The organism is Mesorhizobium sp. M0060, assembly GCF_040323155.1.
Taxonomy (GTDB): Bacteria; Pseudomonadota; Alphaproteobacteria; order Rhizobiales; family Rhizobiaceae; genus Mesorhizobium.
On the sequence record NZ_JAMYUP010000038.1, the window covers coordinates 18,483 to 43,633 of the forward strand.

29 protein-coding genes and 2 pseudogenes are annotated in these 25,151 nt (G+C 63.1%); 12 read left to right on the plus strand and 19 right to left on the minus strand.

Translation table 11 applies throughout. The annotated features are described in order from the left end of the window. The first annotated feature begins 68 nt into the window (after positions 1-68). Both NKJ94_RS26535 and NKJ94_RS26540 read left to right on the plus strand, forming a co-directional pair. Positions 69-323, plus strand: coding sequence for a hypothetical protein (locus tag NKJ94_RS26535; RefSeq protein ID WP_352529258.1), 255 nt, complete (start codon positions 69-71; stop codon positions 321-323). Then, positions 254-1,501 (plus strand): MFS transporter, encoded by a 1,248-nt coding sequence (locus NKJ94_RS26540; protein ID WP_352529260.1) that lies wholly within the window; start codon positions 254-256, stop codon positions 1,499-1,501. Before NKJ94_RS26535 ends, NKJ94_RS26540 begins: the two co-directional genes overlap by 70 nt. A gap of 39 nt (positions 1,502-1,540) precedes the next feature. Here NKJ94_RS26540 and NKJ94_RS26545 read toward each other — a convergent pair whose 3' ends face one another. Continuing rightward, entirely contained in the window at positions 1,541-2,557 is a 1,017-nt protein-coding gene (locus NKJ94_RS26545) for a polyprenyl synthetase family protein (RefSeq protein ID WP_352529262.1), read from the minus strand. A gap of 160 nt (positions 2,558-2,717) precedes the next feature. Here NKJ94_RS26545 and NKJ94_RS26550 point away from each other — a divergent pair, with 160 nt between their 5' ends. From NKJ94_RS26550 to moaB, 6 genes are all read left to right on the plus strand, one after another. Then, positions 2,718-2,942 (plus strand): putative signal transducing protein, encoded by a 225-nt coding sequence (locus tag NKJ94_RS26550; RefSeq protein ID WP_023674082.1) that lies wholly within the window; start codon positions 2,718-2,720, stop codon positions 2,940-2,942. Next, positions 2,942-3,742: a tRNA1(Val) (adenine(37)-N6)-methyltransferase gene (locus NKJ94_RS26555; protein ID WP_352529264.1), complete on the plus strand. Its 801-nt coding sequence runs from the start codon at positions 2,942-2,944 to the stop codon at positions 3,740-3,742. Before NKJ94_RS26550 ends, NKJ94_RS26555 begins: the two co-directional genes overlap by 1 nt. 87 nt (positions 3,743-3,829) lie before the next feature. After that, entirely contained in the window at positions 3,830-4,687 is an 858-nt protein-coding gene (locus NKJ94_RS26560) for a S49 family peptidase (RefSeq protein ID WP_352529266.1), read from the plus strand. 81 nt (positions 4,688-4,768) lie between these two features. Next, on the plus strand, positions 4,769-4,954 hold the full coding sequence (locus NKJ94_RS26565) for a hypothetical protein (protein ID WP_352529268.1): 186 nt from the start codon (positions 4,769-4,771) through the stop codon (positions 4,952-4,954). 26 nt (positions 4,955-4,980) lie between these two features. Further along, positions 4,981-5,883 carry a 4-(cytidine 5'-diphospho)-2-C-methyl-D-erythritol kinase gene (locus NKJ94_RS26570; RefSeq protein WP_352529310.1) on the plus strand — a complete coding sequence of 301 codons (903 nt, stop codon included), beginning with the start codon at positions 4,981-4,983 and terminating at the stop codon, positions 5,881-5,883. Continuing rightward, entirely contained in the window at positions 5,870-6,412 is a 543-nt protein-coding gene (gene moaB, locus NKJ94_RS26575) for a molybdenum cofactor biosynthesis protein B (RefSeq protein WP_352529270.1), read from the plus strand. The genes NKJ94_RS26570 and moaB overlap by 14 nt, the downstream gene beginning before the upstream one ends. A 33-nt stretch (positions 6,413-6,445) precedes the next feature. On the opposite strand, the gene NKJ94_RS26580 is transcribed toward moaB, so the two are convergent. Next, complete coding sequence (locus NKJ94_RS26580) at positions 6,446-7,420, minus strand: phytanoyl-CoA dioxygenase family protein (protein WP_352529272.1); 975 nt, start codon at positions 7,418-7,420, stop codon at positions 6,446-6,448. A 184-nt stretch (positions 7,421-7,604) separates the two neighbouring features. After that, the gene (locus NKJ94_RS26585) at positions 7,605-8,108 is read right to left on the minus strand and encodes a glycosyltransferase (RefSeq protein WP_352529274.1); all 504 of its coding nucleotides are present in this window, start codon (positions 8,106-8,108) and stop codon (positions 7,605-7,607) included. Positions 8,109-8,260: 152 nt separating this feature from the next. Between NKJ94_RS26585 and NKJ94_RS26590 the strand changes: the two genes are divergently transcribed. Both NKJ94_RS26590 and rnhB read left to right on the plus strand, forming a co-directional pair. Then, positions 8,261-9,415, plus strand: coding sequence for a PA0069 family radical SAM protein (locus tag NKJ94_RS26590; protein ID WP_352529276.1), 1,155 nt, complete (start codon positions 8,261-8,263; stop codon positions 9,413-9,415). A 210-nt stretch (positions 9,416-9,625) separates the two neighbouring features. Beyond that, positions 9,626-10,321, plus strand: coding sequence for a ribonuclease HII (gene rnhB / locus NKJ94_RS26595; protein WP_352529278.1), 696 nt, complete (start codon positions 9,626-9,628; stop codon positions 10,319-10,321). 184 nt (positions 10,322-10,505) lie between these two features. Here rnhB and NKJ94_RS26600 read toward each other — a convergent pair. The 8 genes and pseudogenes from NKJ94_RS26600 to NKJ94_RS26635 all read right to left on the minus strand — a co-directional run. Beyond that, positions 10,506-10,661 (minus strand): annotated as a pseudogene (locus NKJ94_RS26600) (ATP F0F1 synthase subunit B); the annotation flags it as partial. Positions 10,662-11,201: 540 nt separating this feature from the next. Beyond that, on the minus strand, positions 11,202-11,693 hold the full coding sequence (locus NKJ94_RS26605; protein WP_352529280.1) for a F0F1 ATP synthase subunit B: 492 nt from the start codon (positions 11,691-11,693) through the stop codon (positions 11,202-11,204). A 10-nt stretch (positions 11,694-11,703) separates the two neighbouring features. After that, the gene (locus tag NKJ94_RS26610; RefSeq protein WP_352529282.1) at positions 11,704-12,285 is read right to left on the minus strand and encodes a F0F1 ATP synthase subunit B; all 582 of its coding nucleotides are present in this window, start codon (positions 12,283-12,285) and stop codon (positions 11,704-11,706) included. A 65-nt stretch (positions 12,286-12,350) separates the two neighbouring features. Next, positions 12,351-12,575: a F0F1 ATP synthase subunit C gene (locus tag NKJ94_RS26615; protein WP_006206606.1), complete on the minus strand. Its 225-nt coding sequence runs from the start codon at positions 12,573-12,575 to the stop codon at positions 12,351-12,353. Between the two features lie 67 nt (positions 12,576-12,642). Further along, positions 12,643-13,401, minus strand: a complete 759-nt coding sequence (locus tag NKJ94_RS26620) for a F0F1 ATP synthase subunit A (protein ID WP_352529284.1) — start codon at positions 13,399-13,401, stop codon at positions 12,643-12,645. A 72-nt stretch (positions 13,402-13,473) separates the two neighbouring features. Next, the gene (locus tag NKJ94_RS26625; RefSeq protein WP_352529286.1) at positions 13,474-13,872 is read right to left on the minus strand and encodes an AtpZ/AtpI family protein; all 399 of its coding nucleotides are present in this window, start codon (positions 13,870-13,872) and stop codon (positions 13,474-13,476) included. Positions 13,873-14,128: 256 nt separating this feature from the next. After that, a complete protein-coding gene (locus NKJ94_RS26630) occupies positions 14,129-15,313 on the minus strand; it encodes a cell wall hydrolase (protein ID WP_352529288.1) in 1,185 nt (394 codons plus the stop codon). Between the two features lie 107 nt (positions 15,314-15,420). Beyond that, positions 15,421-16,731, minus strand: a complete 1,311-nt coding sequence (locus NKJ94_RS26635) for an MFS transporter (RefSeq protein WP_352529290.1) — start codon at positions 16,729-16,731, stop codon at positions 15,421-15,423. A gap of 120 nt (positions 16,732-16,851) precedes the next feature. Here NKJ94_RS26635 and NKJ94_RS26640 point away from each other — a divergent pair, with 120 nt between their 5' ends. Beyond that, on the plus strand, positions 16,852-17,772 hold the full coding sequence (locus tag NKJ94_RS26640; RefSeq protein WP_352529292.1) for a LysR substrate-binding domain-containing protein: 921 nt from the start codon (positions 16,852-16,854) through the stop codon (positions 17,770-17,772). Between the two features lie 341 nt (positions 17,773-18,113). Here NKJ94_RS26640 and NKJ94_RS26645 read toward each other — a convergent pair. The 7 genes and pseudogenes from NKJ94_RS26645 to NKJ94_RS26675 form a co-directional block, all read right to left on the minus strand. Continuing rightward, a pseudogene (locus tag NKJ94_RS26645) lies at positions 18,114-18,344 on the minus strand (ribosome biogenesis GTPase Der); the annotation flags it as partial. Between the two features lie 39 nt (positions 18,345-18,383). Then, positions 18,384-19,274: an SDR family NAD(P)-dependent oxidoreductase gene (locus NKJ94_RS26650; protein WP_352449937.1), complete on the minus strand. Its 891-nt coding sequence runs from the start codon at positions 19,272-19,274 to the stop codon at positions 18,384-18,386. Further along, positions 19,271-20,050, minus strand: coding sequence for a hypothetical protein (locus NKJ94_RS26655; RefSeq protein WP_352449938.1), 780 nt, complete (start codon positions 20,048-20,050; stop codon positions 19,271-19,273). The genes NKJ94_RS26650 and NKJ94_RS26655 overlap by 4 nt, the downstream gene beginning before the upstream one ends. An 11-nt stretch (positions 20,051-20,061) precedes the next feature. Continuing rightward, complete coding sequence (locus NKJ94_RS26660; RefSeq protein WP_352449963.1) at positions 20,062-20,649, minus strand: protein-S-isoprenylcysteine O-methyltransferase; 588 nt, start codon at positions 20,647-20,649, stop codon at positions 20,062-20,064. 200 nt (positions 20,650-20,849) lie between these two features. Continuing rightward, positions 20,850-21,422 (minus strand): hypothetical protein, encoded by a 573-nt coding sequence (locus NKJ94_RS26665; protein WP_352529312.1) that lies wholly within the window; start codon positions 21,420-21,422, stop codon positions 20,850-20,852. Between the two features lie 148 nt (positions 21,423-21,570). Then, a complete protein-coding gene (locus NKJ94_RS26670; protein WP_352449939.1) occupies positions 21,571-21,705 on the minus strand; it encodes an ABC transporter in 135 nt (44 codons plus the stop codon). Positions 21,706-21,904: 199 nt separating this feature from the next. Next, on the minus strand, positions 21,905-22,477 hold the full coding sequence (locus NKJ94_RS26675) for a L,D-transpeptidase (RefSeq protein WP_352449940.1): 573 nt from the start codon (positions 22,475-22,477) through the stop codon (positions 21,905-21,907). Between the two features lie 190 nt (positions 22,478-22,667). Between NKJ94_RS26675 and NKJ94_RS26680 the strand changes: the two genes are divergently transcribed. Beyond that, the gene (locus NKJ94_RS26680; RefSeq protein WP_352449941.1) at positions 22,668-23,423 is read left to right on the plus strand and encodes an SDR family NAD(P)-dependent oxidoreductase; all 756 of its coding nucleotides are present in this window, start codon (positions 22,668-22,670) and stop codon (positions 23,421-23,423) included. A 252-nt stretch (positions 23,424-23,675) separates the two neighbouring features. Here NKJ94_RS26680 and der read toward each other — a convergent pair whose 3' ends face one another. Further along, a complete protein-coding gene (gene der, locus NKJ94_RS26685; protein WP_352529294.1) occupies positions 23,676-25,109 on the minus strand; it encodes a ribosome biogenesis GTPase Der in 1,434 nt (477 codons plus the stop codon). Positions 25,110-25,151: the final 42 nt, after the last annotated feature.

A 25,151-nucleotide genomic window follows, 5' to 3' on the forward strand; every position in this document is an offset into this window, starting at 1 on the left:
GCTTGACTTCGGATTGCAAATTTAATTCTTTGTCGATCGATAAAGAATCACTGCAAATGGAGATTGACATGAGTTCACTGGATCAAAGCGCGCCGTTCGGCGCCGCGGCAACAGGAGGGGTCGGAGCGAGGCGCGGTGCAACGCTGGCGCTGCTCTCCTTCGCGCAGCTTATCATCGCGCTCGACCTCAACATCGTCTTCGTGGCGTTGCCGGAAATCGGCGCGGGGCTGGGCTTTTCGGGCCAAACCCTGCAGTGGTGGTCAGCGCCTACACCGTCTTCACCGGTGGCTTCCTGCTGTTCGGCGGCAGGGCCGCCGACCTGATCGGCCAGCGCCGGGTCTTCATTTTCGCGCTCTGGCTCTATGCGCTTTCGTCGCTGGTCGGCGGCCTCGCCTGGTCGCCGGAAATGATCATCGCGGCCCGTGCGGTGCAAGGTATCGGCGCTGCGTTCCTGTTCCCGGCCACGCTGTCGCTGATCAATCGCCTGTTTGCCGAAGGGCCGGAACGCAACCGGGCGCTCGCCGTCTGGGGCGGCGCCGGAGCAAGTGGCCTGACGCTCGGCTCGCTGGCGGGAGGGCTTCTCACCAGCGCCTTCGGCTGGCCCTCCGTGTTCTATGTCAACGTGCTTTTGGCCGGGGTCGCCATCATCGCAGCTTTCGCCATCATTCCGCGTGACCGCCAGCGGCATGAACATCGCAGCTTCGATCTGCCGGGCGCGCTGACCGTCACCGCCGGCGCGACGCTGCTCGTCTTCACGCTGGTTCAGGGGCCTGAATATGGCTGGGGTTCGACCGCGATCATCGTCAGTGCCGCACTGGCGGCATTCTTCCTGATCGCCTTCGCAGCGATAGAGGCAAGCAGCGCCGACCCGCTGATGCCGCTGCGCCTGTACCACAACCGCAGCCTCGTCGCCGGCATGACGATCACCTTCCTCTTCATGGGGACGTTCGGGGCCCTGCCCTACTTCCTCACCGTGCTTTTACAGAACGTGCATGGCTTCACCGCCTTGCAGGCCGGCCTTGCGTTTCTCGTGCCATCGGTCGCCATCGCGGCCGGCACGCAGGTCGGCGAACGTCTGGCAACGCGTTTTTCGACACGCGCCACGCTGGTCGGCGGCATGATTGGCGGCGCGATCGGAACGGCCGTGATGGTATCCGGTGCAAACGCCGACAGCAGCTATCTGTCCCTCGTGCCTGGCCTTATCATCTCCGGTGTCGGACAAGGCATCGTCTGGACCGCCATGTGGATCGCCGCCGCTTCGGGTGTTTCCCATGACGAGCAAGGTGTCGCGTCGGGAATGGCCTCCACCATGCTCAATGTCGGCAATGCGATCGGCATGGCGGTGTTGATCGCGATTGCCAACCGCCATGTCGGTGGATTGACAGGGGATGCCTTGAAGATCGCCGTCGCCGACGGCATCCAGGTCGCCTTCTGGCTCGCCGCGGCAGGTATCGTCGTCAGCCTGCTCGCTGCAATGGTTCTTCCGGGGAAACCAAAATGACGGGCGGGCGCCATGCCGGCCACATACCGGCGACGTCTCTCAGTTCACCCGGCTGATGCAGAAATCGATGACGTCGATCAGCGCCGACTTTTGCGGCGTCGCCTCGAGCGGCGCCAGCGCGTCACGAGCGATTTCGCCGAAATGGCGGGCGCGCCCGATGGTGTCGGCAATCGCGCCGTGGCGGAGCATCAGGCCGATTGCCTTTTCCAGCCCGGCATCGTCGGCTGCATTGTCCTCGATGGCGCGTTTCCAGAAGCTGCGCTCGGCCTTGGTGCCGCGCCGATAGGCGAGGATCACCGGCAGCGTCACCTTGCCCTCGCGAAAATCGTCGCCGACATTCTTGCCGAGGTCCTTGCTGGTGCCGCCGTAATCCAGCGCGTCGTCGATCAGCTGGAAGGCAAGGCCGAGATTCATGCCATAGGAGCGCAGCGCGGCGCGATCGTTGCGCGTCGCGAGCGCGATAACCGGCCCGACTTCGGCGGCGGCCGAGAACAGCGCCGCGGTCTTGGCCTTGATCACGGCGAAATGCTCGTCCTCGGTGGTCTCGAGGTTTTTGGCCGCGGCGAGCTGCATCACCTCGCCTTCGGCGATGACCGAGGCCGCACTCGACAGGATGTCGAGCGCCTCCAGCGAGCCGACATCGACCATCATGCGGAAAGCCTGGCCGAGCAGGAAATCGCCGACCAAAACGCTTGCCTGATTGCCCCAGATCATGCGGGCGGTCTTCTTGCCGCGCCGCATGCCGCTTTCGTCGACGACATCGTCGTGGAGAAGCGTGGCGGTATGCATGAATTCGACCGATGTGGCGAGCTTGACATGGCCGTCACCGGAATAGCCGAACATCTGGGCGGCGGCGAGCGTCAGCATCGGCCGCAGCCGCTTGCCGCCGGACGAGATCAAATGGTTGGCGATCTCCGGGATCATCTCGACGTCGGACCCGGCCTTCGACAGGATCAGTTCGTTGACGCGTCCCATATCGGCTGCGGTCAGGTCGATGAGATCCTTGATCGAGGCGGCTTCCCGCTTCCCGTTTTCAATGTTGAGAACGACACCCACGGCAAAACTCCCAACCTCGATATGCACGACGGCAACATGGTCCCTGGACAGACTCTAGGGCGGCACCCACCGATGCGGCAAGAGGCGAATTGGCGCGGCGGCTCTGGTACATGATCACGTCCACGTTTACATCAACGCCGCAAACTGCGAGTTTCATCCGATGATAGAGCTCATCCGCACCAACGACGCCGTCATCATTTCGTTTGTCGAATCGCTGATGCGCGATGCCGGTATCGGCTGTTTCGTCGCCGACCAGAACATGAGCGTGCTCGACGGCTCGATCGGCATCCTGCCCCGCCGTGTCATGGTGGACGCCGACAAGGCCGATGCTGCACGGCGCATCCTGACGGATGCCGGCATCGCCAACGAGATCCGCCAAAAATAATGTCCGCGTCGCCCGCTGCCCTTGTCCCGGACATGCCGGCTCATACGGTCGATGCCTTTCATCGCGGTCGCTTCTGGCTGGTGCAGCCGAGAAAGGCAGGCCACCGCGCCGGCATGGATGCGATGATGCTGGCGGCTGCCGTGCCGTCCTCCTTCGCCGGGCGGCTTGCTGACTTTGGCGCGGGTGCCGGTGCGGCCGGCCTGGCGGTGCTATCGCGCTGCCCCGGCGCCGAGGCAGTGCTCGTCGAGCGTTCCCCGGAAATGGCGGCCTTCGCCACAACGACGCTTGCTCATCCCGGCAATGCGCATCTCAGCGACCGCGCCTCCGTGCTCGTTGCCGATGTCGCGCTGTCGGGCCGGGCGCGAACGGCCGCCGGCCTTGAGGACAACAACTTCGATTTCGTCATCATGAACCCGCCGTTCAATGCCGCCGAGGATCGCGCGACGCCCGATCCGCTGAGAAAGGCCGCGCACGTCTCGGAGGATGGATTGTTCGACAGCTGGGTCCGCAGCGCGGCCGCGGTGGTCAGGCCGGGCGGCGGGCTGGCCGTCATCGCCAGGCCGGAACAGCTCGGCGCCATCCTCGATGCCATCGCCGGCCGCTTCGGCGATGCCGAGATGCTGGCCGTCCACCCTCGCCCCGAGGCGAAGGCGATCCGTATCGTCGTCAGAGCAATTCTCGGCGCACGCGGAAAGCTGTCGATCCAGCCGCCGCTGATGCTGCATGCATATTCAGGCAATGGCCCCTCGGAGCGGACAGAGCTGATCAATAACGGGCTGGCATCGCTGTTCGGAGACTGATCCATTTTGATTGCCGGCGTGACGGCATTGCCGTTGGCCGGCGAATTCCTACATGCCTCAAGCAAATCGACCGGAGACAGCCCCCTCGTGAAACGCCTTTTCAATCGCCTGCTGCCGAAATCCTGGCGCTCCACCGTCGTCACCATTCCGGTCATCCGGCTGCACGGCACGATCATGGCCAGCAGCGGTCAATTCCGGCCGAGCCTGTCGCTAGCGTCGACCGCCGGCCTCATCGAAAAGCTGTTTTCCTTCGAAGCGCCGGCGGTCGCCATCTCGATCAATTCGCCAGGCGGTTCGCCGGTGCAGTCGCGGCTGATCTTCAGGCGCATCCGCGACCTGGCGACGGAGAAGAACAAGAAAGTCCTGGTTTTCGTCGAGGACGTGGCGGCATCGGGCGGCTACATGATCGCGGTCGCCGGCGACGAGATCTTTGCCGACCCGTCCTCCATCGTCGGCTCGATCGGCGTGGTGTCGGCCTCGTTCGGCTTTCCGGAGCTGATGAAGAAGATCGGCGTCGAGCGCCGCGTCCACACCGCCGGCCAGAACAAGGCGGTGCTCGACCCGTTCAAGCCGGAAAAGAAGGAAGACGTCGAGCGCCTGAAGGCGCTGCAGCTCGAGGTCCACGAGACGTTCATCGACGTCGTCAAAGACAGGCGCGGCACCAAGCTCAAGGACGATCCAGACCTGTTCACCGGCCTGTTCTGGACGGCCAAGAAGGGGCTCGAGCTCGGGCTCGTCGATGCGCTCGGCGACATGCGCAGCGTGCTGAAGGGCCGTTTCGGGCCGAAAACCCAGCTCAAGCTGATCACCGCGCCGCGCGGCCTGTTCGGCCGGTTCGGCCTTTTCGGCTCGAGTTTTTCGGCGCCCGATATTGCCGCCGCGGCTGCAAGCGGCGTCATCGATGCGGCGGAAGAGCGCGCACTTTGGGCGCGCTTCGGGCTTTGAAAAGCCGGTGAAAGCGTCTAGCATAAATCATCAACCGACCCGACCGGCCGCCTTGCCGGCCTTGCGAGGGAGGAGTTTGACATGCCGCAGATCATTTTCTTCGCCGTCGTCGGCATTGCCGCCTATTTCGGCTACCGCTCCTTCGTTAGGGAAGCCGACCGGGTGACCGCCAAGGTGCGACGTACCGAAAAGCAGGCCGCCAACGGCACGATGGGAACGCTGGTCAAGGATCCGAAGACCGGCGAATACCGTCTGGCCAAGGATTGACCGTCGTCCCCCTCGCGGCCGAGCCAGTGAACTCCGAGGCCAGCATCCGGGCATCGCATGCGCACGCCAAGATAAATCTGGCGCTGCATGTCACCGGCCGGCGCGCCGACGGTTATCACACGATCGAAAGCCTGGCTGTATTCACGCGCTTCGGCGACCGGATCGAGACGGAACTTGCCGACGGCGACGGATTTTCCGTGTCCGGCAAATACGCCGCCGCGGTACCGGCCGACGACAATAATCTGGTGGTGAGGGCGCGCGACGCGCTGCGGCGCGAGGCCGGTTCCCAGCATGCGCCGGCTGTCGCCATCAGGCTCGAAAAGAACCTGCCGGTTGCGTCCGGCGTCGGCGGCGGGTCGAGCGACGCGGCGGCGGTGTTGCGCGCTCTGGTCCAGACCTGGGGACTTGATGTCGGCGACGCCGAACTGGCGCGGATCGGCCTGTCGCTAGGCGCCGACGTGCCGATGTGCCTCGCCGCCAAACCGCTGATCGCGCGCGGCGTCGGGGACGAGTTGACGCTCGTGCCGGGTTTCCCGGCCCTGGGTCTGGTGCTCGTCAATCCCGGCACTGCCGTCTCGACGGCCGAAGTGTTCGACGCGCTTGGCCGCCGCGACAATGCGGGGCTGCCGCCGCTGCCGCGCATTGTCGACTTCCACGGCATCCGCAACTGGCTGGAGATCACCCGCAACGATCTCGAGCCTGCGGCGCGCGCAATCCAGCCGGCCATCGGCAAGGCGCTTTCCGTGCTGAACAAGGCCGGAGCCGGTTTTGCCCGGATGTCGGGTTCCGGCGCCACTTGCTTCGGGCTGTTCGAGACCGGCAATGTGGCCAAGCGCGCGGCCGTCGATATCCGCGGCCGCCATCCCGACTGGTTTGTCGCAGCAACGCGAAGCCTGACCTCGGAGGCTGAGGCCCATGGCCAGGATTGACGAGAGCCGCCCCTTCGTTCCCGTGCGCATCGCGGTGCTGACCGTTTCCGATACGCGCAGCCTCGCCGACGACAAATCCGGACAGACGCTGGCCGACCGCATCACGAAGGCCGGCCACGTTCTCGCCGCCCGCGACATCGTCACCGACGACCTGGAAAAGATCCGCGACAGAGTCCTGGGCTGGTCGAAGGACGATGCGATCGATGTCGTCATCACCACCGGCGGGACCGGCTTCACCGGCCGCGATGTGACGCCTGAAGCGCTGGAGCCGATCTTCGAAAAGCGCATGGACGGCTTTTCCCAAGTGTTCCACCGCATCTCCTACGACAAGATCGGCACCTCGACGATCCAGAGCCGGGCAACTGGCGGCGTCGTCAACGCCACCTTCGTCTTTGTGCTGCCGGGCTCGCCCGGCGCCTGCAAGGACGCCTGGGACGGCATCTTGAAGCCGCAGCTCGACTACCGGCACATGCCCTGCAACTTCGTCGAGATCATGCCGCGGTTGGACGAGCATTTGCGGCGCGGCTGAGACGGAGCGAGGTATCGGCCGGACGACACCGCCTCAGCGAATGACCGGCTCGCCGTGAAAGCGCCGGCGCGACGGCGGCGAGACGCCGAAGCCGACTTCCATCATCAGCCGCGGCGTGCGCGTCGGCACGGTGCCCATATGGAAGCCGAACGGATCCTCGACAAAGCCGAGGCCGGCCGGCCCGGTCAGCGTGACCGGGCTCTGCTCGCCGTAGACGCCCAGCACCTCTTCCGCCGAGTGGCCGACCAGCAGCGTCAGCTGATGCTTCAGGATGCGGCGGTTGTGGGAGCCGCGGACATAGACATGCGGCCCGGTGTCGGCGTCGACCGGCACCAGGTAGAAAAAGAACTTCAGCATGCGCCAGTCGTCGAGGTCGAAATGGTATTTGCCGAGCGAGGCCATGTTCTTGTCGGCGTCCGAGACGCCACCGGTCGGAAAGCTCCACCAGACGCGGGTCGTGATCAGCTTGGCCTGGCTGCCGAGATAGTGTGCCGCGACGTCGAGAAGCAGCGGATCGCGCTGCACGGCGACCGCAGCGCTGCAGTCGAGAACCCGCTCGAAATAGTGACCGCTGAGCAGCGGTCGGCCGAAATGCTTTTCGGCATCGGCGTGTTTTTCGGGCAGGAATTCGAGCCGGCGGTCGAAATTGCCGAAGCATGGCGTGCGCTCGGCGAAGCGGGCGATCTCCTCATGGATGGCGGCCGGCAGCGTCAGGCCCGAATAGAGCCCCTCGGAGCGCAGCGCGCCGACGACGGCATCGCGGTCGACGCCGGCGAACATCGTTTCACCGACATTGCGCGCCGGCGGAACGGGCTTTGCACCGCGCCAGTGCAGCCGCCGCGCCGGCATGGTGCGCGCCAGCATGAACATCGGCAACCATGCCGGATTCTCGCGAAGGTCGGACAGGTAGGTCGGGATCCGGGCGGCGATGCGGCGCAGCGTACCGCCGTTGCGTGCGATCGCCTCGAGGCTTGCAGCGCCGGATTTGTCAGGGCTTGAAAGGGTCATCGGGGTCCTCAAATGTCTGGGGAACAGCATCGACGATAGTCGTCGCCGCTCCGGCACATCCCAAACCCTATTCGCCCGTTTCGCCGGGAATGGTACCCCCCAGCCACGTTTTGTGCAATGCACAATAAATGAAACCTCGGCAAAAATTCGCTTCGGCAGTTCCCCGAACCGAGACGGTAAGGCGTCACTTCCGCGGCGCCACCCATATCTCGGCGTCGAGCCTTCTTGTCGCCAGGCCGCGGGCAATCGCTTCGGCGCTGCGGGCGCTCTTAGACAGCGCCGCGGCCTGACGCTTGCTGATCACCAAGCCTTCGGCGAGAGCGCGATTTCCGGCAAAGACGCGCGACAGGAACGGCGCGCGGCTGCCGCGTGCCCGCGAAAACCGCGCCGCCATGGTTTGCCTCGCCGTATGAGCGACGACCTCGTCGATCCAGCCCTCCCCCAGCCGCGCTCCCGGCTCCAGCAAAAGCAGCCACTCGCCTTTGGCCTGCCTGATGCCGGCAGCGATGCCGCCGCTGACATAGTGGCAGCCGGCATGTTCGGCGACGCGGTGCGTCTGGTCGGTCGAGCCGGTGTCGCAGACGACGACGTCGCGCACCACGCCCTCGACCGCGCCGCCGATCAGCGAGGCGAGCGTGCGGGCAAGGCCCTCCTCGTCATTCAGGGTTTCGATCAGAACGCTGAGCATCTTTAGCCGAATAGCGGAAAGCGCTGGGCTGCGCCAGTTTTTGCGGCGTGCCGCTAAAAAGTTCTTGCTTTGTTCTCACCAATCAAATAGGAATAGTTTCCATGAGCAGAGCGATTCGACAGCGGGCAGACAGTCCCTGGGAGAGGGCCAAAATGGAACAGATCGTGCGTGCCGATATTGCAGCCTTCGGAGCTGGCAGGGCCGAGATGGCGAATGCGATGATCGAGCAGAGCGGCATGCGCGTGCGTCCGGAACGCAATCGCGGCAGGTCGGCGGGCATCAATCCGTCCGGCCGTTTCGAGCCGGTCAGCCGGCATGTGTTCGACGACGGCTGGAATTCGCTGGAGGAGCTGCCGCCCTTCAAGACCGAGGTACAGGTCGAGAAGCCGCGCACCATCATCACCCGCAACGAATCGCCCGACATCTCCTTCGATCGCTCGATCAACCCCTATCGCGGCTGCGAGCATGGCTGCGTCTATTGTTTCGCACGGCCGACGCACAGCTTCATGGGCCTGTCGGCGGGGCTGGATTTCGAATCGAAGCTGTTCGCCAAGCCGGATGCGGCGCGGCTGCTCGACAAGGAATTGTCGAAGGATAATTACCAGCCGCGCACCATCGCCATCGGCACCAACACCGATCCCTATCAGCCGATCGAGAAGCAATACCGGATCATGCGCGAGATCCTCGAAGTGCTGGAGGCGCGCGGGCATCCGGTCGGCATCGTCACCAAATCGGCGCTGGTGACACGCGACATCGACATCCTGTCGCGCATGGCCGAGCGCGGGCTGGCTAAGGTGGCATTGTCGGTGACGACAATGGACCGGATGTTGGCCAGAACGATGGAGCCACGCGCGTCGACGCCGACCAAGCGGCTGGAGGCGATCCGGCAGCTTTCGGATGCCGGCATTCCGGCCTCGGTCATGGTCGCGCCGATCATCCCCGGACTGACCGACCCGGAGATGGAGCGCATCCTCGATTCGGCGCGGGCCGCAGGCGCGCGCGAGTCGGGCTATGTGCTGCTGCGCCTGCCGCTGGAGGTCGCGCCGATCTTCAAGGACTGGCTGCTGCGCCACTATCCTGACCGCTATCGCCACGTCATGTCGCTGATCCGTTCGATGCGCGACGGCAAGGACTACGATTCGGAATGGGGCAAGCGCATGAAAGGCTCCGGCCCCTATGCCTGGCAGATCGGACGGCGCTTCGAGATCGCCGCCAAGCGGCTCGGCCTCAATGCCGAGCGGCGCTCGCTGCGGACCGACCAGTTCATCCCCGCTGCCAAGGCAACCGAGCAGCTGATGCTGCTGTGAAGTCTTTGTTTATGCATGTCGTTTTCCCAAAACCGCGACACACTTTTGGGCGACATGCAGTGTTGGCGCCGGCCGCCATTGGCTGGGGCGAAAAATCCCGTCCGGCCTGTCCTGTCCCCGGGCTTCAGACGGTAACCCTCCGGGTCCGGTGCCCCGCCCGACCCAGAGGGACTTGCGGAGAATCGGAGCCGATGCGAACCTCGCCGCACCATGGCTCGCGCGCGTTCCGATTCTCCGCTTCTCTTCGAAATCGTCGAGAAACCCGACTTCTCCTTCGAAACGAAGGCGATGGCCGAAGGCCTGTGGCCGGTGGCGGGGATGGACGAGGCCGGTCGCGGCCCGCTCGCCGGGCCGGTCGTTGCGGCAGCGGTGGTGCTCGATCCTGCCAACATCCCCGATGGGCTCGACGATTCCAAGCGGCTGACGCATTTGCAGCGCGAGGCGCTGTTCCTGAAAATCCTCGGCTCGGCCTTGGCCGTGTCGATGGCGTCGGTCAGCGCGGAAGGCATCGATGCCAGCAACATCCTCAAGGCCAGCCTAGAGGCGATGCGCCGTGCCTTGGCCGGCCTGTCAATCCGGCCGAAGCTGGCGCTGGCCGATGGCCGCGACGTGCCGCCCGGCCTGCCCTGCGAGGGCAGAGCGCTGATCAAGGGCGACCAGCGCTCGCAGTCGATCGCCGCAGCCTCGATCGTCGCCAAGGTGATGCGTGACCACATGATGTGCGGCTGCGGCAGCCATCATGCGCATTATGGCTTCGAGCTGCATATGGGCTACGCCACTGTGCGCCATCGCACGGCGATTGATCTGCATGGGCCGGTGGCACGGCTGCACCGCGCCTCCTTCGCACCGTTCCGGTTCGGCGGGACTGAGGTGCTGGAGGAAGAGAGCCTTTCGGGCCTGGATTGAGGTGAAAGCGGCTAGCCGTATATCTCCCCCCTCGAGGGGGAGATGTCGCCGAAGGCGACAGAGGGGGTCGGTACGTCCTGGCGCGACGCCATGAGGGACGAAGGAGAGGGTTGGCGCTCCACGCGCTGCTACCCCCTCTGGCCTGCCGGCCATCTCCCCCTCGAGGGGGGAGATTACGCTCCGCTTAATTCAACTTTGACTTCAAATCCTGCAGCGAGGATTTGAACAGGTCGGCGCCGGCCTTGGCGTCGATCTTGCCGGCAAGCAGTGTGCGGACGGCTTCGACGGCGATGTCGACTGCGCTGGCGCACACTTCGCCGATCGCCTCACAATCGGCCTCTACTTTTTTAAGTCTTCGTCACAGCATCACAATATGTACTTAAAATCATCTAAAGAGCAATCGATGAGCTTCACGCTCACATACCATTGAGCTTGCGGAGTTAGATGTCCGTCGTGATCGATTGATTTATTCGCGCCATCTCCACATGCGACAGAAATGTCCGTATCCGACGAAATATAAATAACGTGAAACGTTCTGCCTGACCCTTGCTGTTCCACAAAGTTCGTATCTCCGACGAAAGGGTTCCTCCAATAAAATTGTTTCTGTCAATTCGAATCAATACGGGGCTATATATAAATATAAACGATAGCGTTCCGAATAATGTGGCGATGGCTAACAGTAAGAACAAGAATTTCTTCATGGTCTTTTATTCCGGCACGCCACATCTGGCTTTGATGTCGTGCCAGGACGTACCGACCCCCTCTGTCGCCTTTGGCGACATCCTCCTCCTCGAGGGGGGAGATTACGCGCTCAGCCGGTTTCGCTAAAAAAGCCGCCAGGTTTCCCAGGCGGCTTTCGATGAATTCTCGATGAAGTCACTTAGTTCAGCTTCGACTTCAAATCCTGCAGCGAGGCGTTGAACAGGTCGGCGCCGGCCTTGGCGTCGATCTTGCCGGCCAGCAGCGAGCGCGCCGCTTCCACCGCGATGTCGACGGCGCTGGCGCGCACTTCGCTGATCGCCTCGCGCTCGGCCTGGCCGATCTTCTGCTCGGCCAAGGCGGTACGCCGGGCGACATAGTCCTCGGTCTTCTTGTGCGCCTCGGCAGCAAGCATGTCGGCCTCGCGCTTGGCGGCGGCGACGATGTCGGCGGCCTCCTGCTCGGCTTCCTTGCGCTTGCGCTGGTATTGGCCGAGCAGTTGCTGGGCCTCTTCGCGCAACCGGCGCGCTTCCTCGAGCTCGCTGCTGATCTTGTCGGCACGGGCATCGAGCGCCTTGGCGATCATGCCCGGCACTTTGATGTAGACGGCAATGCCGAGGAAAATAATCAGGGCAACGGTTGCCCAAAGCGTCGCGAGAGATGTTGCGTCCATGATGCGCTCCTCACCCGGCCACGGATTTGACCGCGGCCGCGATCTCGGCCTTGCTGGCCTTGCCGCCGACAAGCGCCTCGACGATGGCCGAAGCGGTGTCCTCGGCGATCGTGCCGACTTCCTTCATGGCATTGGCCTTGATGGAAGATATGCGCGCCTCGGCCTCGCCAAGCTTCTGGTCAAGCGCTGCTTCGATCGTCTTGCGGGCAGCCTCCGCTTCCGCCTTGGCGGCATCGTTGGCCTGCTGGCCGATTGCATTGGCCTTGCCCTTGGCTTCCGCCAGTTCCTGCTCATAGGCGGCAACGGCGGCATCGGCCTCGCTTTTGAGCCGGGCAGCATGGTCGAGATCCTGCGTGATGCGGTCGTTGCGAACGTCGATGATGCCGCCGACGCGCGGCATCACTACCCGTTTTAAAAAGAGATAGAACAGCCCGAAGGTGATCGCCAGCCACAGAAGCTGCGAGGGGAACGTCGCCGGATCGAATGGCGGAAACGTGCCATGCGCCTCGGCAGGCACGCCGGTGGCGGAATGCGTGTCGCCTTCCGTTGCGGTGGGCGCGGACTCTTGCGCAAAGGCAGATGTCACGAACATGGACTATCCCCGAAATTCAGGCCCGCCGCAGGATCGCGGCCGGCCCGTTCAATTCTTCGCAGTATTCAGCCGAACAGAGCGAGAAGCGCGATGAGAAGCGAGAAGATTCCCAGCGCTTCGGTCACGGCGAAGCCGAAAATCAAGCGGCCGAACTGGCCGTCGGCCGCCGACGGGTTGCGCAGCGCGCCCGCCAGGTAGCTGCCGAAGATGTTGCCGAGGCCAATGCCCGCGCCGCCCATGCCGAGGCATGCGATGCCGGCGCCGATGTACTTTGCTGCTTCTGCGTCCATTTGTTCAACTCCTTTGGATCTAAAATTCCGTTGCAAATTCCATCCGGCGGCAATGCCGGAAACGTTGTTAGTGCCCGGGATGCAGGGCGTCGTTGAGATACATGCAGGTCAGCACGGCAAAGACATAGGCCTGCAGGAAGGCGACCAGCAGCTCCAGCGCCGTCAGCGCCACGGCCATCGCCAGCGGCAGAACCGAGCCCGCCACGCCGACCGCGCCGAGCGCGCTCAGGCTGACGACAAAGCCCGAGAACACTTTCAGCGTAATGTGACCGGCGAGCATGTTGGCGAACAGACGAACCGAGAGGCTGACCGGGCGCGAGACGAAGGAAATCACTTCGATCAGCACCACCAGCGGCAGCAGGTAAACCGGCACGCCATGCGGGACGAACAGCTTCAGGAAGCCAAAACCGTGCTTGGTGAAGCCGTAAGCGACGACCGTTCCGATCACCAGCGCCGCAAGGCCGAAGGTGACAATGATGTGGCTGGTGACGGTGAAGAAATACGGGAACAGCCCAAGCAGGTTGCCGACCAGCACGAACATGAACAGCGAGAACACGAAGGGGAAGAACTTCATGCCCTGCGTTCCCGCGGCGTCCCTCAGCATATTGCCGACAAATTCATAGGCCATTTCCGAGACCGACTGAAGGCGGCCCGGAACGAGGCTGCGGCTCGATGTGCTGAGGTAGAGAAACGCCGATGCGACAGCAACCGTCGCAACCATGAACAATGCCGAATTGGTAAAGGACAGGTCGTAACCGCCGATATTGATCGGAATCAGCTTGGTAATATGGAACTGGTGGATCGGATCGACCTTGTCAGCAGCCACGTTCACATCCCCATCAAAAGCCGCACGCGGCTTTAGCGTCCTGTTCAATGCGCCGGCATGCGGCGCCTCAATTCATTCTTTCGGATCGCGCGGCTTGTCGCCCGTTCCGAATTCCGACACAAGCCCGGCTGAACGCAGGACATTGAGCACGCCTGCGCCAAAACCCAGCAGCAGCCCGACTATCAGACCCCATGGCGATGTCCCCGCCACGCGATCGATAAACCAGCCGAGAGCCGCACCGACCACTATCCCGGCGATGAACTCGCTGGACAGCTTGAGCGCCTGGCCGTACCCGACCGCACTGCCCGCTTTCGCGTCGTCTTTCCCCTCGAGCCGATCCGGCCGCCTTGTCGCAAGCGATGCTTCAAGGTCGCGCCGGCGGCGCTCAAGATCGTCGTCGCGGTTGTCGGCTTCATGCTGCTTGCCGCGGCCGGTTTTTCCGGTTCCGTCTGGCCCATTCTTGTCGGCCACGCAACCCCCCTGCCCGGTCAGACCGTCACCGTCCGTCCGCTTCTTAAAGTCGCCGGCAACATAGTTAGAGGGTCCGCGCCCGTCAAGCCACGGGCGGACGTTCAAGCTCAAGTATTTTTTTGTTATAAATCAGCTACTTGCTTGGGTGCGACATCGTGCCCGACACGGGTCCCCGGCATGCTGCGGCCGAATCCCCACGGCGACGGGTCTTCGATCGGCCGCTCTCGCGCGAAAGATGCAAGGGCTACCCGAGCACTCAGCTCCAGCCGCCGCCATAGGTGCGGTAGAAGATGTGCAGGCCGATCCTGGTCATTTTCTGCATCGTCCGCGCCCAGCCCGGATGGACGTAGTTGGCGTAATAATGGGTCGACGAGCCGACTTCCGGAATGAAGATCTTGCCGGCTGTGACGGCCATGGCGACATCCTGGGCGGTCTTATAGGAGGCGGGATTGTCGATGCGCTTCTTCCTGCCGTCACAGGCGAAGGAAAACTGGCAGCGGTTGAACCAGTTGTCGTTCTGGTAGACGACGCCGCAGATCGAGTTCGGATAGGCCGGGTTGCGGACGCGGTTGAGGATGACCTGAGCGACGGCGGCCTGGCCACGCACGGATTCGCCGCGCGCCTCGAAATAGATGCCGTTGGCGAGACAAGCCTGCTCCGGTTCGGAAAAGACGCTCGCCGGCAGCGGCGTCTGCATCCACGAATGATCGCCCTTGCTCAGCGGTGGAATGAAGCGGCCATCGTTCGGGTCCTCGTCCTGCAGCAAGGCCTCGAAAGGCGACGCCTTGGCGTAATCGGGGGCCGACGAGGCATAGGCGGTCGCCAGCACGTCGGGATGATCGTTGTTGACCAGCGCGGCAAGCATCGCCGGCACGCCGGGATCCGGCTTCTTGTCGGCGCGCGTGTGGAAGGCTGCGGCGATCTGGATTTCCTTGCCTTTGATCTCGGGCTTGGCGAAAGCCATCCTCAGGCCGCTGTCCATGCTTGGGCGGAGCAGTGAGGAGGTGCGCTCGAAGATTGACCCGGCGTTGAAGTTCTTCGGCGGCGAGACGGGCGAGACCTGGATGATGCGGCCCTTCTTGTCGGCGCGGATGATGCGGTCCTCGTCCGGCGTCGTGCCGGCGACGCTGCCCTTGCCGCGAAACGACACGGCACCGATGCCCGGCAACTGGACGCCGGAGCCGGAGAGCGAGCCGGTGCTGCTGGAATCGACGAACGGCATTTCGGCGGCGTGGACGGAACCGGCGACGGATTTCTCGACATAGGCGTTCCAGCGGACGCTCGGCGCCTCGAGGCCGGAGACCAGGCTGGTCATGTCCTGATAGGCGGTGACGGTCGGAAAGCCGACCCAGATGCCAAGGCCAATAATGAACGGAGACAGGAAGGAACGCTTTTTCTCACCGGCGGCGGCGATAAGCCGCGTCAAAACACGTCGATGCACGGAACTCTCCAGAAACGCAACGGACCCCACTGGAGAGCTACAATGATGCATTAACCTTGATGGGGCGTTAACAGCTTAGCACGTTGTTTTCCCATCTCATGTCGAAGTCAGGCGCTTTTGCGGCCATCGCTTGACGGAAGAAAGATCGGCCAGGCGATCAGTGCGCAAATGGCCGCAGCCAGCCAAACGCCTGCCCACGAGCAGAGCACGAGAAGCCCGGGAATGGCGATCGGCACCAGGAAAAACGCGATGAAGACCAGGCTGTTGGCGAGGCCGAGTGCCGTTCCGGCCTGGCTTGCGCCGGCCAGCGTCGCCAGTTCGGTATAGGCGACGCCATGCCAGGAGGAGACGCAGACGCCGGCCACGACCAGCACCGCGACGATCGCCGGCGACAGCATCGGTGCTTGTGTGGTGGCGGACAACAGAACCATCCCCGCAAGCACGGTGAAGGCGATCACGCTCAGCATACTGCAGAGACGCAGGAACGACCGGCGGTTGCCGTGACGGTCGGTGTAGCGGCCGCTCCAGACGCGCATCACCATGGCGCCGACCTGCACGGCAGCCAGGCTGGCGCTGATCACGGCTGTCCCCCTGCCGGCGAAATCATGCAGGAAAACGGAAGCAAAGGTGAGCACCGCCACCTGCGGAAAGCACAGCAGGCCGATGGCTGTTGCGATGCGCCAGACGGCTAGGTTGCGCAGTGGCGCCGGGCCAGCCGGCAATGCCGTGCTGCCCGAATTGGCATCGTCATGCGCCGGCGGCTGATGCAGCCAACGCCAGGCGAGCGAGGTCGAGACGACGGATGCAGCCGCCAACAGGCCGAACACCGCCGCGAAGCCATGGACTGAGGCGAGCGACGGCAGCACCAGCGCGCCAAGCCCGCCGCCAAGCGGCACCGCCGTCTGCCTGATGCTCATGGCAAAGCCGCGCTCGCCTTCGCCGAACCAGGCCATGATGGCGCGGCCGCTGGAGCCGTTGACGCTGCCGCCGAGCAATCCGGTGACCAGCAGAGCAGCGGCCAGAAGCGCGATGCTGGGAATATGGGCTGGTGACGGCACGACCAGCGCGGCCATGACAAGCAGCCACACCGCGGTTGCGCCGACCCCGGTCAGCAGCACGCGGCGGTCGCCCCAGCGATCGGTCAGCAGCCCCCACGGCAATTCGCTCAGCGCCACGCCCAGGCCGAGAAGGCCAAGCGCCAGGCCGAGTTCGCCATTGGAGAGATGGTAGCCCGAGCGCAGGAACACCGCCGTCGCCGGAATGCCGGAGAAGGTCGCGGAAAAGCAGGCATTGGCGGCGACGCCGATGCCCAGCACCTTCCAGCGATGATTGGCTCGAAGCACCGCCGCCTCTGACGGGGTGGTAACGGCGGCCGGGCGAAGCGGTTTGCAATCTGCTCGTGTGGCGACAGCGGACATGGTTCAGCTCCTGCATGGGCCGGCTGCATTCGGTCTTGACGCGCTGTCTCTACCGCCATAGCTTCGTACTGAATATCAGGAAATTTTTGACGTAATGTCCCAAATATCAGGATTATTGCCATGCGACGCGTGACATTCGATCTCGATGTCCTGCGCAGCTTCGTCACCGGCATGGAGCTGGGCAGTTTCGCCAAGGCCGCCGACCGGCTCGGCCGTTCGACCTCGGCAATCAGCGCGCAATTGAAGAAACTGGAGGAGCAGGCGGTGACGCCGATCTTCCGCAAATCGGGACGCGGCCTGGCGCTGACGGAGGCGGGCGAGACCATGCTCGGCTATGCGCGCCGGCTGATCGAGCTCAATGACGAGGCCGCCTCCGCCATCCACGATGTGGAGCTGGAGGGCTGGGTACGGCTTGGATTGCAGGAGGATTTCGGCGAGGCGGTGCTGCCGGAAGTGCTCGGGCGCTTCGCCCGCGCCCATCCCAAGGTCAAGATCGAAGCCAGGATTGCGCGCAGCTACGAGCTTGCCGAACGGATCACCTCGGGCAGCCTGGATATCGCGCTTGCCTGGCACAATGGCGCGACGCTGCCTTGCAGCCGGCATGTCGCCGACGTCCAGATGCGCTGGATCGGCCCGGCAAGACAGATCGAAACCAGCCTGCGCGAAGGCGAGCCGTTAGCGCTGGTGGCGCTCGAGGCGCCGTGCCTGCTGCGCAGCGTGGCGACTGAAACGCTGGACCGTGCCGGCCTGTCATGGCGGATGGCCTTCTCCAGCCCGAGCCTTGGCGGCATCTGGGCAGCCGTCGCCGCCGGACTCGGACTGACGATCCGCACCGATATCGGCCTGCCGGCCACCGTCAGGGCGATGACGCCGGAGATCGCCGGGCTGCCCGCCTTGCCCAAGATGGCGCTGTTCCTGCATCGCAAGGAGGCCGAGCCCGACGCGGTCGCGGCGCGGCTTGGCGACATCCTGCTGCAGGCAGCGCTGGAAGCGTTGCCGCAAGGTGCGCGGATGGATGAGGGGCTAAGAGACGTCGCTTAGGTTTCGACAAGACAGTTTTGAGGCGACGTCGCAGGACTTCCGAAGGCACAGCGATCCAGAACCGCACATCCTGCGTCGAATTTCTTCACACCCCCCTCTGTCCTGCCGGACATCTCCCCCCTCAAGGGGGGAGATTGCCAGCTTCGTTCTTGGCACCTTTCTTGCAACGTTAGAGATTGGCGAAGGCATTCGCGAAATCCAATCTCCCCCCTTGCGGGGGAGATGTCCGGCAGGACAGAGGGGGTGCTGTCCCGCCAGCGTTAGCAAAGATCCTGCACCGCAACGGCGCTCTTGCGTTACTCCCGAGCCGAGCGCAGGCGCAGCGCCCCTGAAAGCTCCCCTCAGTGGCGCTTCTTGGCCCTGCCGGCGAACGGGTTGTCCGAAGTGCGCAAGGCGATGCGGATCGGCACGCCGGGCATGTCGAAAGCCTCGCGCAGGCTGTTCGAGAGATAGCGGACATAGGATTGCGGCATCGCATCGGGGCGAGAGCAGGAGACGACGAAGCCCGGCGGCCGCGTCTTGGCCTGCGTGACATATTTGATCTTCAGCCGACGCCCGTCATCGGCGAGCGGTCTCTTGCTTCAATGAGGTTTTTCGGTGGCGTGCTGCGGTCAGGGGCTAATTCCCCGAGGGCCCCGGCGTAGCTGAATCTGGCGGGTACCGCAGCATTTCTTGAACTTCATACCTGAACCGCAAGGACATTGATCATTGCCGCCGCGTTGCAGCCGGCCGACCAGGGGCAGCAGCGCTGCGGAAGGCAGGAGCGCTGCCGCAAGGGCAGCCAACTTGGCCGAGATTCCCGGTACGACGAGGCGACGACCGGATTTGAACCCTCGCCACGCCCGTTCAGCCACATACTCCGGATCCACCTTGGGCAAGATGTTGAAGAGCACCGTCTGATTGGCGCCTGACCTTGCGAGAAACTCCGTCGACACCGGGCCTGGTGCAACGCATGTGACCGTCACACCGGTTCGGCGCAATTCCTGGTGAAGCGCCTCTGAGAAGAAGCGCACGAAAGCTTTGCTAGCGAAGTACAGAGCCATATAAGGCCCGGGAACGAACCCGGCCACGGAACTGAGATTGAGCACCCCGCCCCGTCGGCGCGCCACCATTCCCGGCAGAAAATGGAGGGTCAGTTCTGTGAGGGAATGTATGTTGAGATCGATGATGCCGAGTTGACCATCAATAGGCAGCGCCGTCGTCGCGCCCCGCAGGCCATAGCCGGCGCTGTTGACCAGGACATCACAGACCAGGCCGTGTGCGGACAGGAAGCCCTCCAGGCGCGTTGGCGCATCGCCTGCCACGAGATCCAACTCGAGCGTGAATGCCTCGCCACCCCTCTCCCGAACCTCAGACGCCGCAGCGGCCAAACCCTCGGGCGAGCGGGCAACCAGCACAACCGCACCGCGCTCCCGTGCAGCGACGCTCGCAATTGCCCGGCCAATTCCACCCGAGCCGCCAATCACGACGACGGCTGGCCGGAATTCACAGCGCGAAATCATGTCGCGTTCCTCTGTCCTGCAGGAGCGGCAACACTTTGATCGAGCAGCATCACTTCATTGGCGACAATGCCGTTCAGGATCTTTTCGAATCTCTCCAGTGCTCGTGCAACGTTCGCTCCATCCATGACCCGGTGATCGTAGTGGATGCGGACATTCACCGATCCGTCTTTGCCGATGGGACCGTAGTTGAGAAGCGTGGTCAATGGTGTCAGCGGGTTGAGTGATTCCGCACCGAGACCAGAATAGACGGACAGTTGGAAGGTACCGAAGTAATTTGACCTTTGCCGGGCGATGTTCAACCCTAGCCACATAAGCAGCCACCTGACTGGCGCGGGCGCACCTGCCATGCGCAAGGCACGCCGGAACTCCGGGACCTCCAGGATCGGCCGTGATCGAGCCGCGTGGATGGATCCCTCAAGTTCCGTGATGGAGTAGCGCTCCGGGCGCTTGATGCAGCTCAGCAGAACGGCCGGCTCGCCATCATATTCGCGCTCGTGGGCAATCGAGGCTACGCTTGCCGGATACTCGTAAAGCTGCGGCCAGGGCAACTTGACATAGGCGCGCCGCAGCTCCGGCATCTCTAGGGCGAGAAGCGCATATCCTTTCAGGAAGATCGCGGTCCACGAGGGCCTGGCCTGCTGCGCCATCCTAGCCCTTACGAGTGGGCCGAGGTTCATCTGACGCTGCACCGCGACCCGTGGCACGCCGATCGAAAACCTCATCAGATCGCCAACAAGGCGCCGGGGCGCGGAAAGCTTGAGGGCTCGGCCTCGCATCAAACGTACCTCTAATAAAGATAAGGGAATATTCGCTTGGTCTTTTCCATATAGGCACGGTATTGCGGGCCGAAATTCTCCAGCATCATACGCTCTTCCTCGTCCACTCTCAGCAGGAAAAGGACTGCGAACCCAATCAAACCCGATATGCCCGCAATCCAGTTCGGCAGCAGAAAGACCTGGCCGAGCCCCATAAGCAGGAAAGAGGTGTACATAGGGTGACGGACCAAGGCGTATGGCCCGGCGCTGACCAGTTCATGCCGTTCGCGGATCTCCAGCGTAATCGACCAGTTCCGGCCAAGTTCCTTGTGGGACCTGCGAAAAACCCATAGCGCGGAGCAGAAGATGATTGTGCCGAGAGCCACGGCCCACGCGCTGGCCGGGTGGTCAGCCGCTGCGGGCATGCCGGTGACAACATAGAAGGCAGGCAGGATTGCGAGGCCAAACAGAGCAGATGCAAGCCCGACGATGTCGGAACGTGAGCGGTAGCCAGTTACAATTCGCACGCGCCTTGCCCGGCGCTCGAAGGGATACCGGATCACGTACCAAGCAACGATGCCGATTACCCAAATGACCTCGCCAAGTGAGGCTGCCGCAATGCTCACTTCAGGTCACCAGCGCCCTTTCTGCGATCGCGACTGTAGCAGTTGCCCCTGAGTATGGCCAGTTCACCCATCGCCTCGATTTCGTCACCGGCCGACCTTCAGGCGCAGCGATCCTCTCCGAGTTAGTCCGCAGACGCGAAAGCCGGAGGGGCAGTACCGATCGCATTCGGTCCCATTCATCCCTCGAATCTTGGTTATGTATTCATCTCCCGAAGCTCGGTTATGAATTGTTGCGGCCGGAGCTGAATGGCGGGAGTCTTATATCCCATGGAATGAGCGATGTCCGCCACGAAGCCGTTGCAGTTCAAGACCGTCGCCTGCCAGACATGCGAGCTCGCCTGCAGCTTGCGGATGTAGGCAACGACTTTGTCGTATTCGGCCCGGGTCAATATGATTTGCCAGCTTGCGGATCTGTATGGTTCTTCCAGATCACCGTCGCTCCACCCGGTTTCGGCTGGCACCGGCACGATATGGCCCAGAACATAGGGAACCGCACTGTTCGAAGCCGGGTGAAGGCCCGCGACTTGGGGATCGATCATTCTCCCGGCCCGGTCCAGGCGCCCAAAAACTGCGTAGGTGTGGCCGTAGCTTAGGGCGTAGCGGGAGCGGAACTCGATGAAGTACCGCTCGTCGTTTTTTTGAGGCGCAGCTCCGCCATCGGCATAAGATACGAAATTCGGCTGGGGCGGCAGGTCTTTCGTCTGACATGCCGCTGCCGGGAGGGCCACCAACGCCACAAGCAAGAGACGGCTACTTACAAGCGTCATCGCCGCGTCCATTCCCGAACTTCACGAAGCACAGACCTAATAACGGCCTATGCCCGCCAACCGCGCCGTATGCTATGAAGCCGGCCAAAGCCCCGGCTGCGTATATATGGGGAAGGGCTTGGCACCCCTTCCCCATACAAGCCGGTCCTTACTTAATCACTGGTTCCTCTACCGGAGCGGGTGCCGGAGCCTTACCCTTTCCTTTGCCGATCCAGTCGTTCGCGCAGCCGCTCAGGCTGGCAACGGCGAGCACAGTAACCATTGCAATCAATATCCTGTTCATCAAGCAATCCTTTCCCCGGGGGCGGAATAGCCTATAGAATCGCCACAACTAGAACGATATGCAGCCCCACCAAGTTAGCTGCGATCTACACCAACGCCTAGTGCAGAAATGACACAGTTGGCACCTGGTTGCCGGCGGCACCTTTGCGGTGACGTGCTGGCAGGGTTCACCATCCAACGGAGATCAAGCCTGCCCACCATCAAACAACCACCACCGTCGTGCCCAAAGGAGTACGGTCGTAGAGGTCAATGACGTCGTCATTTATCATACGGATGCACCCGTTCGATACCGCTGTGCCTATCGTCCATGGCTCGTTTGTACCATGTATCCGGAAGTGGGTGTCGTGCCCGTCGCGATAGAGATAAAGGGCACGCGCACCAAGCGGGTTGTTTGGTCCGCCAGGGACCCCCCCTGCATACTGCACCAGGCGCGGCTTGCGCTTCATCATGCTGGCGGTGGGTGTCCACGACGGCCAGTCCGCCTTGCGGCCGACGGTCGCTGTACCCTTGAACGAAAGTCCCTGCTCGCCGACGCCGACGCCGTAGCGCGTCGCCCACCCGTCCGTCTCGACGGCATAGAGAAAACGTTGCGAAGTATCGACGACGATTGTTCCGGCCGGCTCGTTTCCGTCGTACCGCACATGCTGCCGTCGGTAACGAGGATTCAGGCCACGCCTTGGTCCGAACGCGGATGAAATCGACGTACATCCGGAGACCATCAGAGCCAGACTACCCAGCACGAGCCCCCGGCGCGCAATGTGGTGTTCTTCCATTTCTACCTGCTAGGAAACTGGTCATCTACCGCCGCCCTCGTCTCTACCATTCCAAGGGCTGCGGGCCAAGTCTCGCTGTGTGGTGGCAAAAATGAATTCACAGGATTGACAAGCGAATTGGAGCGAAACTTCTTGCGATAACCGTCTGCCTCTGTTTCGGTTATGTCAAAATGGGCATAGGACAGAGACGATGAAGCCTGACTTCCATAGTAAAGTCGCGATTGTGACCGGCGCAGGCTCCGGAATAGGAGCCGCTGTTTCACGGCAACTCGCGCAAGGAGGAGCCGAGGTTGTTGTCGCCGACCTTGATGCCGAGGCCGCGCAGTGCAAAGCCGCCGAAATAAGCTCGCAAGGAGGCAGGGCCTACGACTTTGCGGTAGATGTCACGGATGCAGCAGCCGTGGAAAAGCTGATCGAGTTCACTGTCCAGAAATGCGGCGGACTGGATATGGCGGTAAACAATGCAGGTATCGACGGCGTTCGAAAAGCAACGGCAGACTATCCGCTCGACAACTGGCACAAGCTGATAAACGTCAATCTTAATGGCGTTTTCTACAGCATGAAGTACGAAATCGCCGCGATGCTGGATCGAGGCGGAGGCGCCATCGTGAACATGTCCTCCGTTCTCGGTTCCGTCGGCTTGCCAACTGCGTCCGCATACACGGCAGCGAAACACGGAGTCGTTGGACTAACCAAAGTTGCGGCGATCGAATATGCCAGGATGGGCATCCGGATCAATGTAGTCGGCCCCGGCTGGATCGAAACGCCTCTTTTATCGGAGCAAATGGAGGCATTAGCCAGCCGGCGCATGGCAGGTCTTCAGCCGATGGGCAGGCGCGGGAAACCGGAAGAGGTAGCGGCTCTTGTATGCTTCCTCTTGTCCGACCAGGCCAGCTTTATCACTGGGAGCTACCATCTGGTGGACGGAGCTTACACCGCCCATTAGGTGCAGAGGCTGCCCCCACTCGCGCCGGCCACCGTCAGGGCGATGACGCCGGAGATCGCCGGGCTGCCCGCACTGCCTGAGATGGGCCTGTTGCCGCATCGCAAGGAAGGCCGAGCCAGACCCGGTGGCGGCGCGACTTGCCGACATCCTGCTGCAGGTGTCGGTGGAATCGCCTTCCCGAAAATGTGCAGGCGCTGCCCGCGAGCGGCCTGCGGAGCGTAGCCTGATGCTGGCGCCCAGAAGACGCGCAGCTCAGCGGCGCTTCTTCGCCTTGCTGGCGAACGGGTTCTCCGAGGTGCGCAAGGCGATGCGGATCGGCACGCCAGGCATGTCGAAAGCCTCGCGCAGGCTGTTCGAGAGATAGCGGACATAGGATTGCGGCATCGCGTCCGGCCGTGAGCAGGAGACGACGAAGCCCGGCGGCCGCGTCTTGGCCTGCGTGACGTATTTGATCTTCAGCCGGCGTCCGGCGACGGCGGGCGGCGGATGATGCGCCAAAATACCTTCCAGCCAGCGGTTGAGCTTGCCGGTCGAGACACGGCTGTTCCAGACCTTGTGCGTCCTGATCACCGCATCCATCAGTTTGTCGAGGCCGCGGCCGGTCTCGGCTGACACCGGCACCGCCTGCATGCCGCGCGCCTGCGGCAACAGCCGCTCGGTTTTTTCGCGCAGCTCGGCCAGCAACTCCTGGGGATGGTCGATCAGGTCCCATTTGTTGAAGGCGATCACCGGGGCACGGCCCTCGCGGATGATCAGGTCGGCGATCTGCAGATCCTGCTTCTCGAAGGGAATAGTCGCGTCGAGCACGATGATGACGATCTCGGCAAAGCGGATGGCGCGCAAGCCGTCCTGCACCGACATCACCTCGAGCTTTTCGTGGATCCTAGCCTTGCGGCGCATGCCTGCGGTGTCGAACAGTTTCAACCGGCGGCCATGCCAGTCCCAGTCGACAGAAATGGAATCGCGGGTGATACCGGCCTCGGGGCCGGTCAACAGCCGCTCCTCGCCGATCAGCGCGTTGATCAGCGTCGACTTGCCGGCGTTGGGACGGCCGACGACGGCGATGCGCATCGGCTTGGTATCGTCATAGCTCGGCTCGGCGTCCGGGTCAGTGATGTCTTCGCCGATCAGCACCTCGCTGGCGGCGATCTCCTCCTCGCCGGCCTCTTCGTCCTCGCCGAAGGCGCGCGCCTCGCCCAGTGCCGCGATCACCGCATCGCGCAAATCGGGCAGGCCCTGGCCATGTTCGGCCGAGACCGGGATCGGCTCGCCAAGGCCGAGTTCCCATGCCTCCAGCATGCCGCCTTGGGCGCCGCGCGCCTCGGCCTTGTTGGCCACGACGACAACCGGCTTGCCGGATTTGCGCACGATCTCGGCGAAGGTCTTGTCGTCGGGCATCAGCCCGGACTTGGCATCGATCGTGAAAAAGATCAGGTCGGCCTCGCGGATGGCGATCTCGGTCTGGGCGCGCATGCGGCCGGGCAGCGTCGAAGCAGCAGCATCTTCGAAGCCGGCGGTGTCGATAACGTCGAAATGCAGATCGTAGAGCTTGGCGGCGTGGACACGGCGATCGCGGGTGACGCCGGGTGTGTCGTCGACAAGCGCCAGCTTCCTTCCCACCAGCCGATTGAAAAGGGTCGATTTGCCGACGTTAGGCCGGCCGATGATGGCGACTTTGAAGGTCATCCGGCCCTACATCTGCTATGCATGTCGTTGTCCCAAAACCGC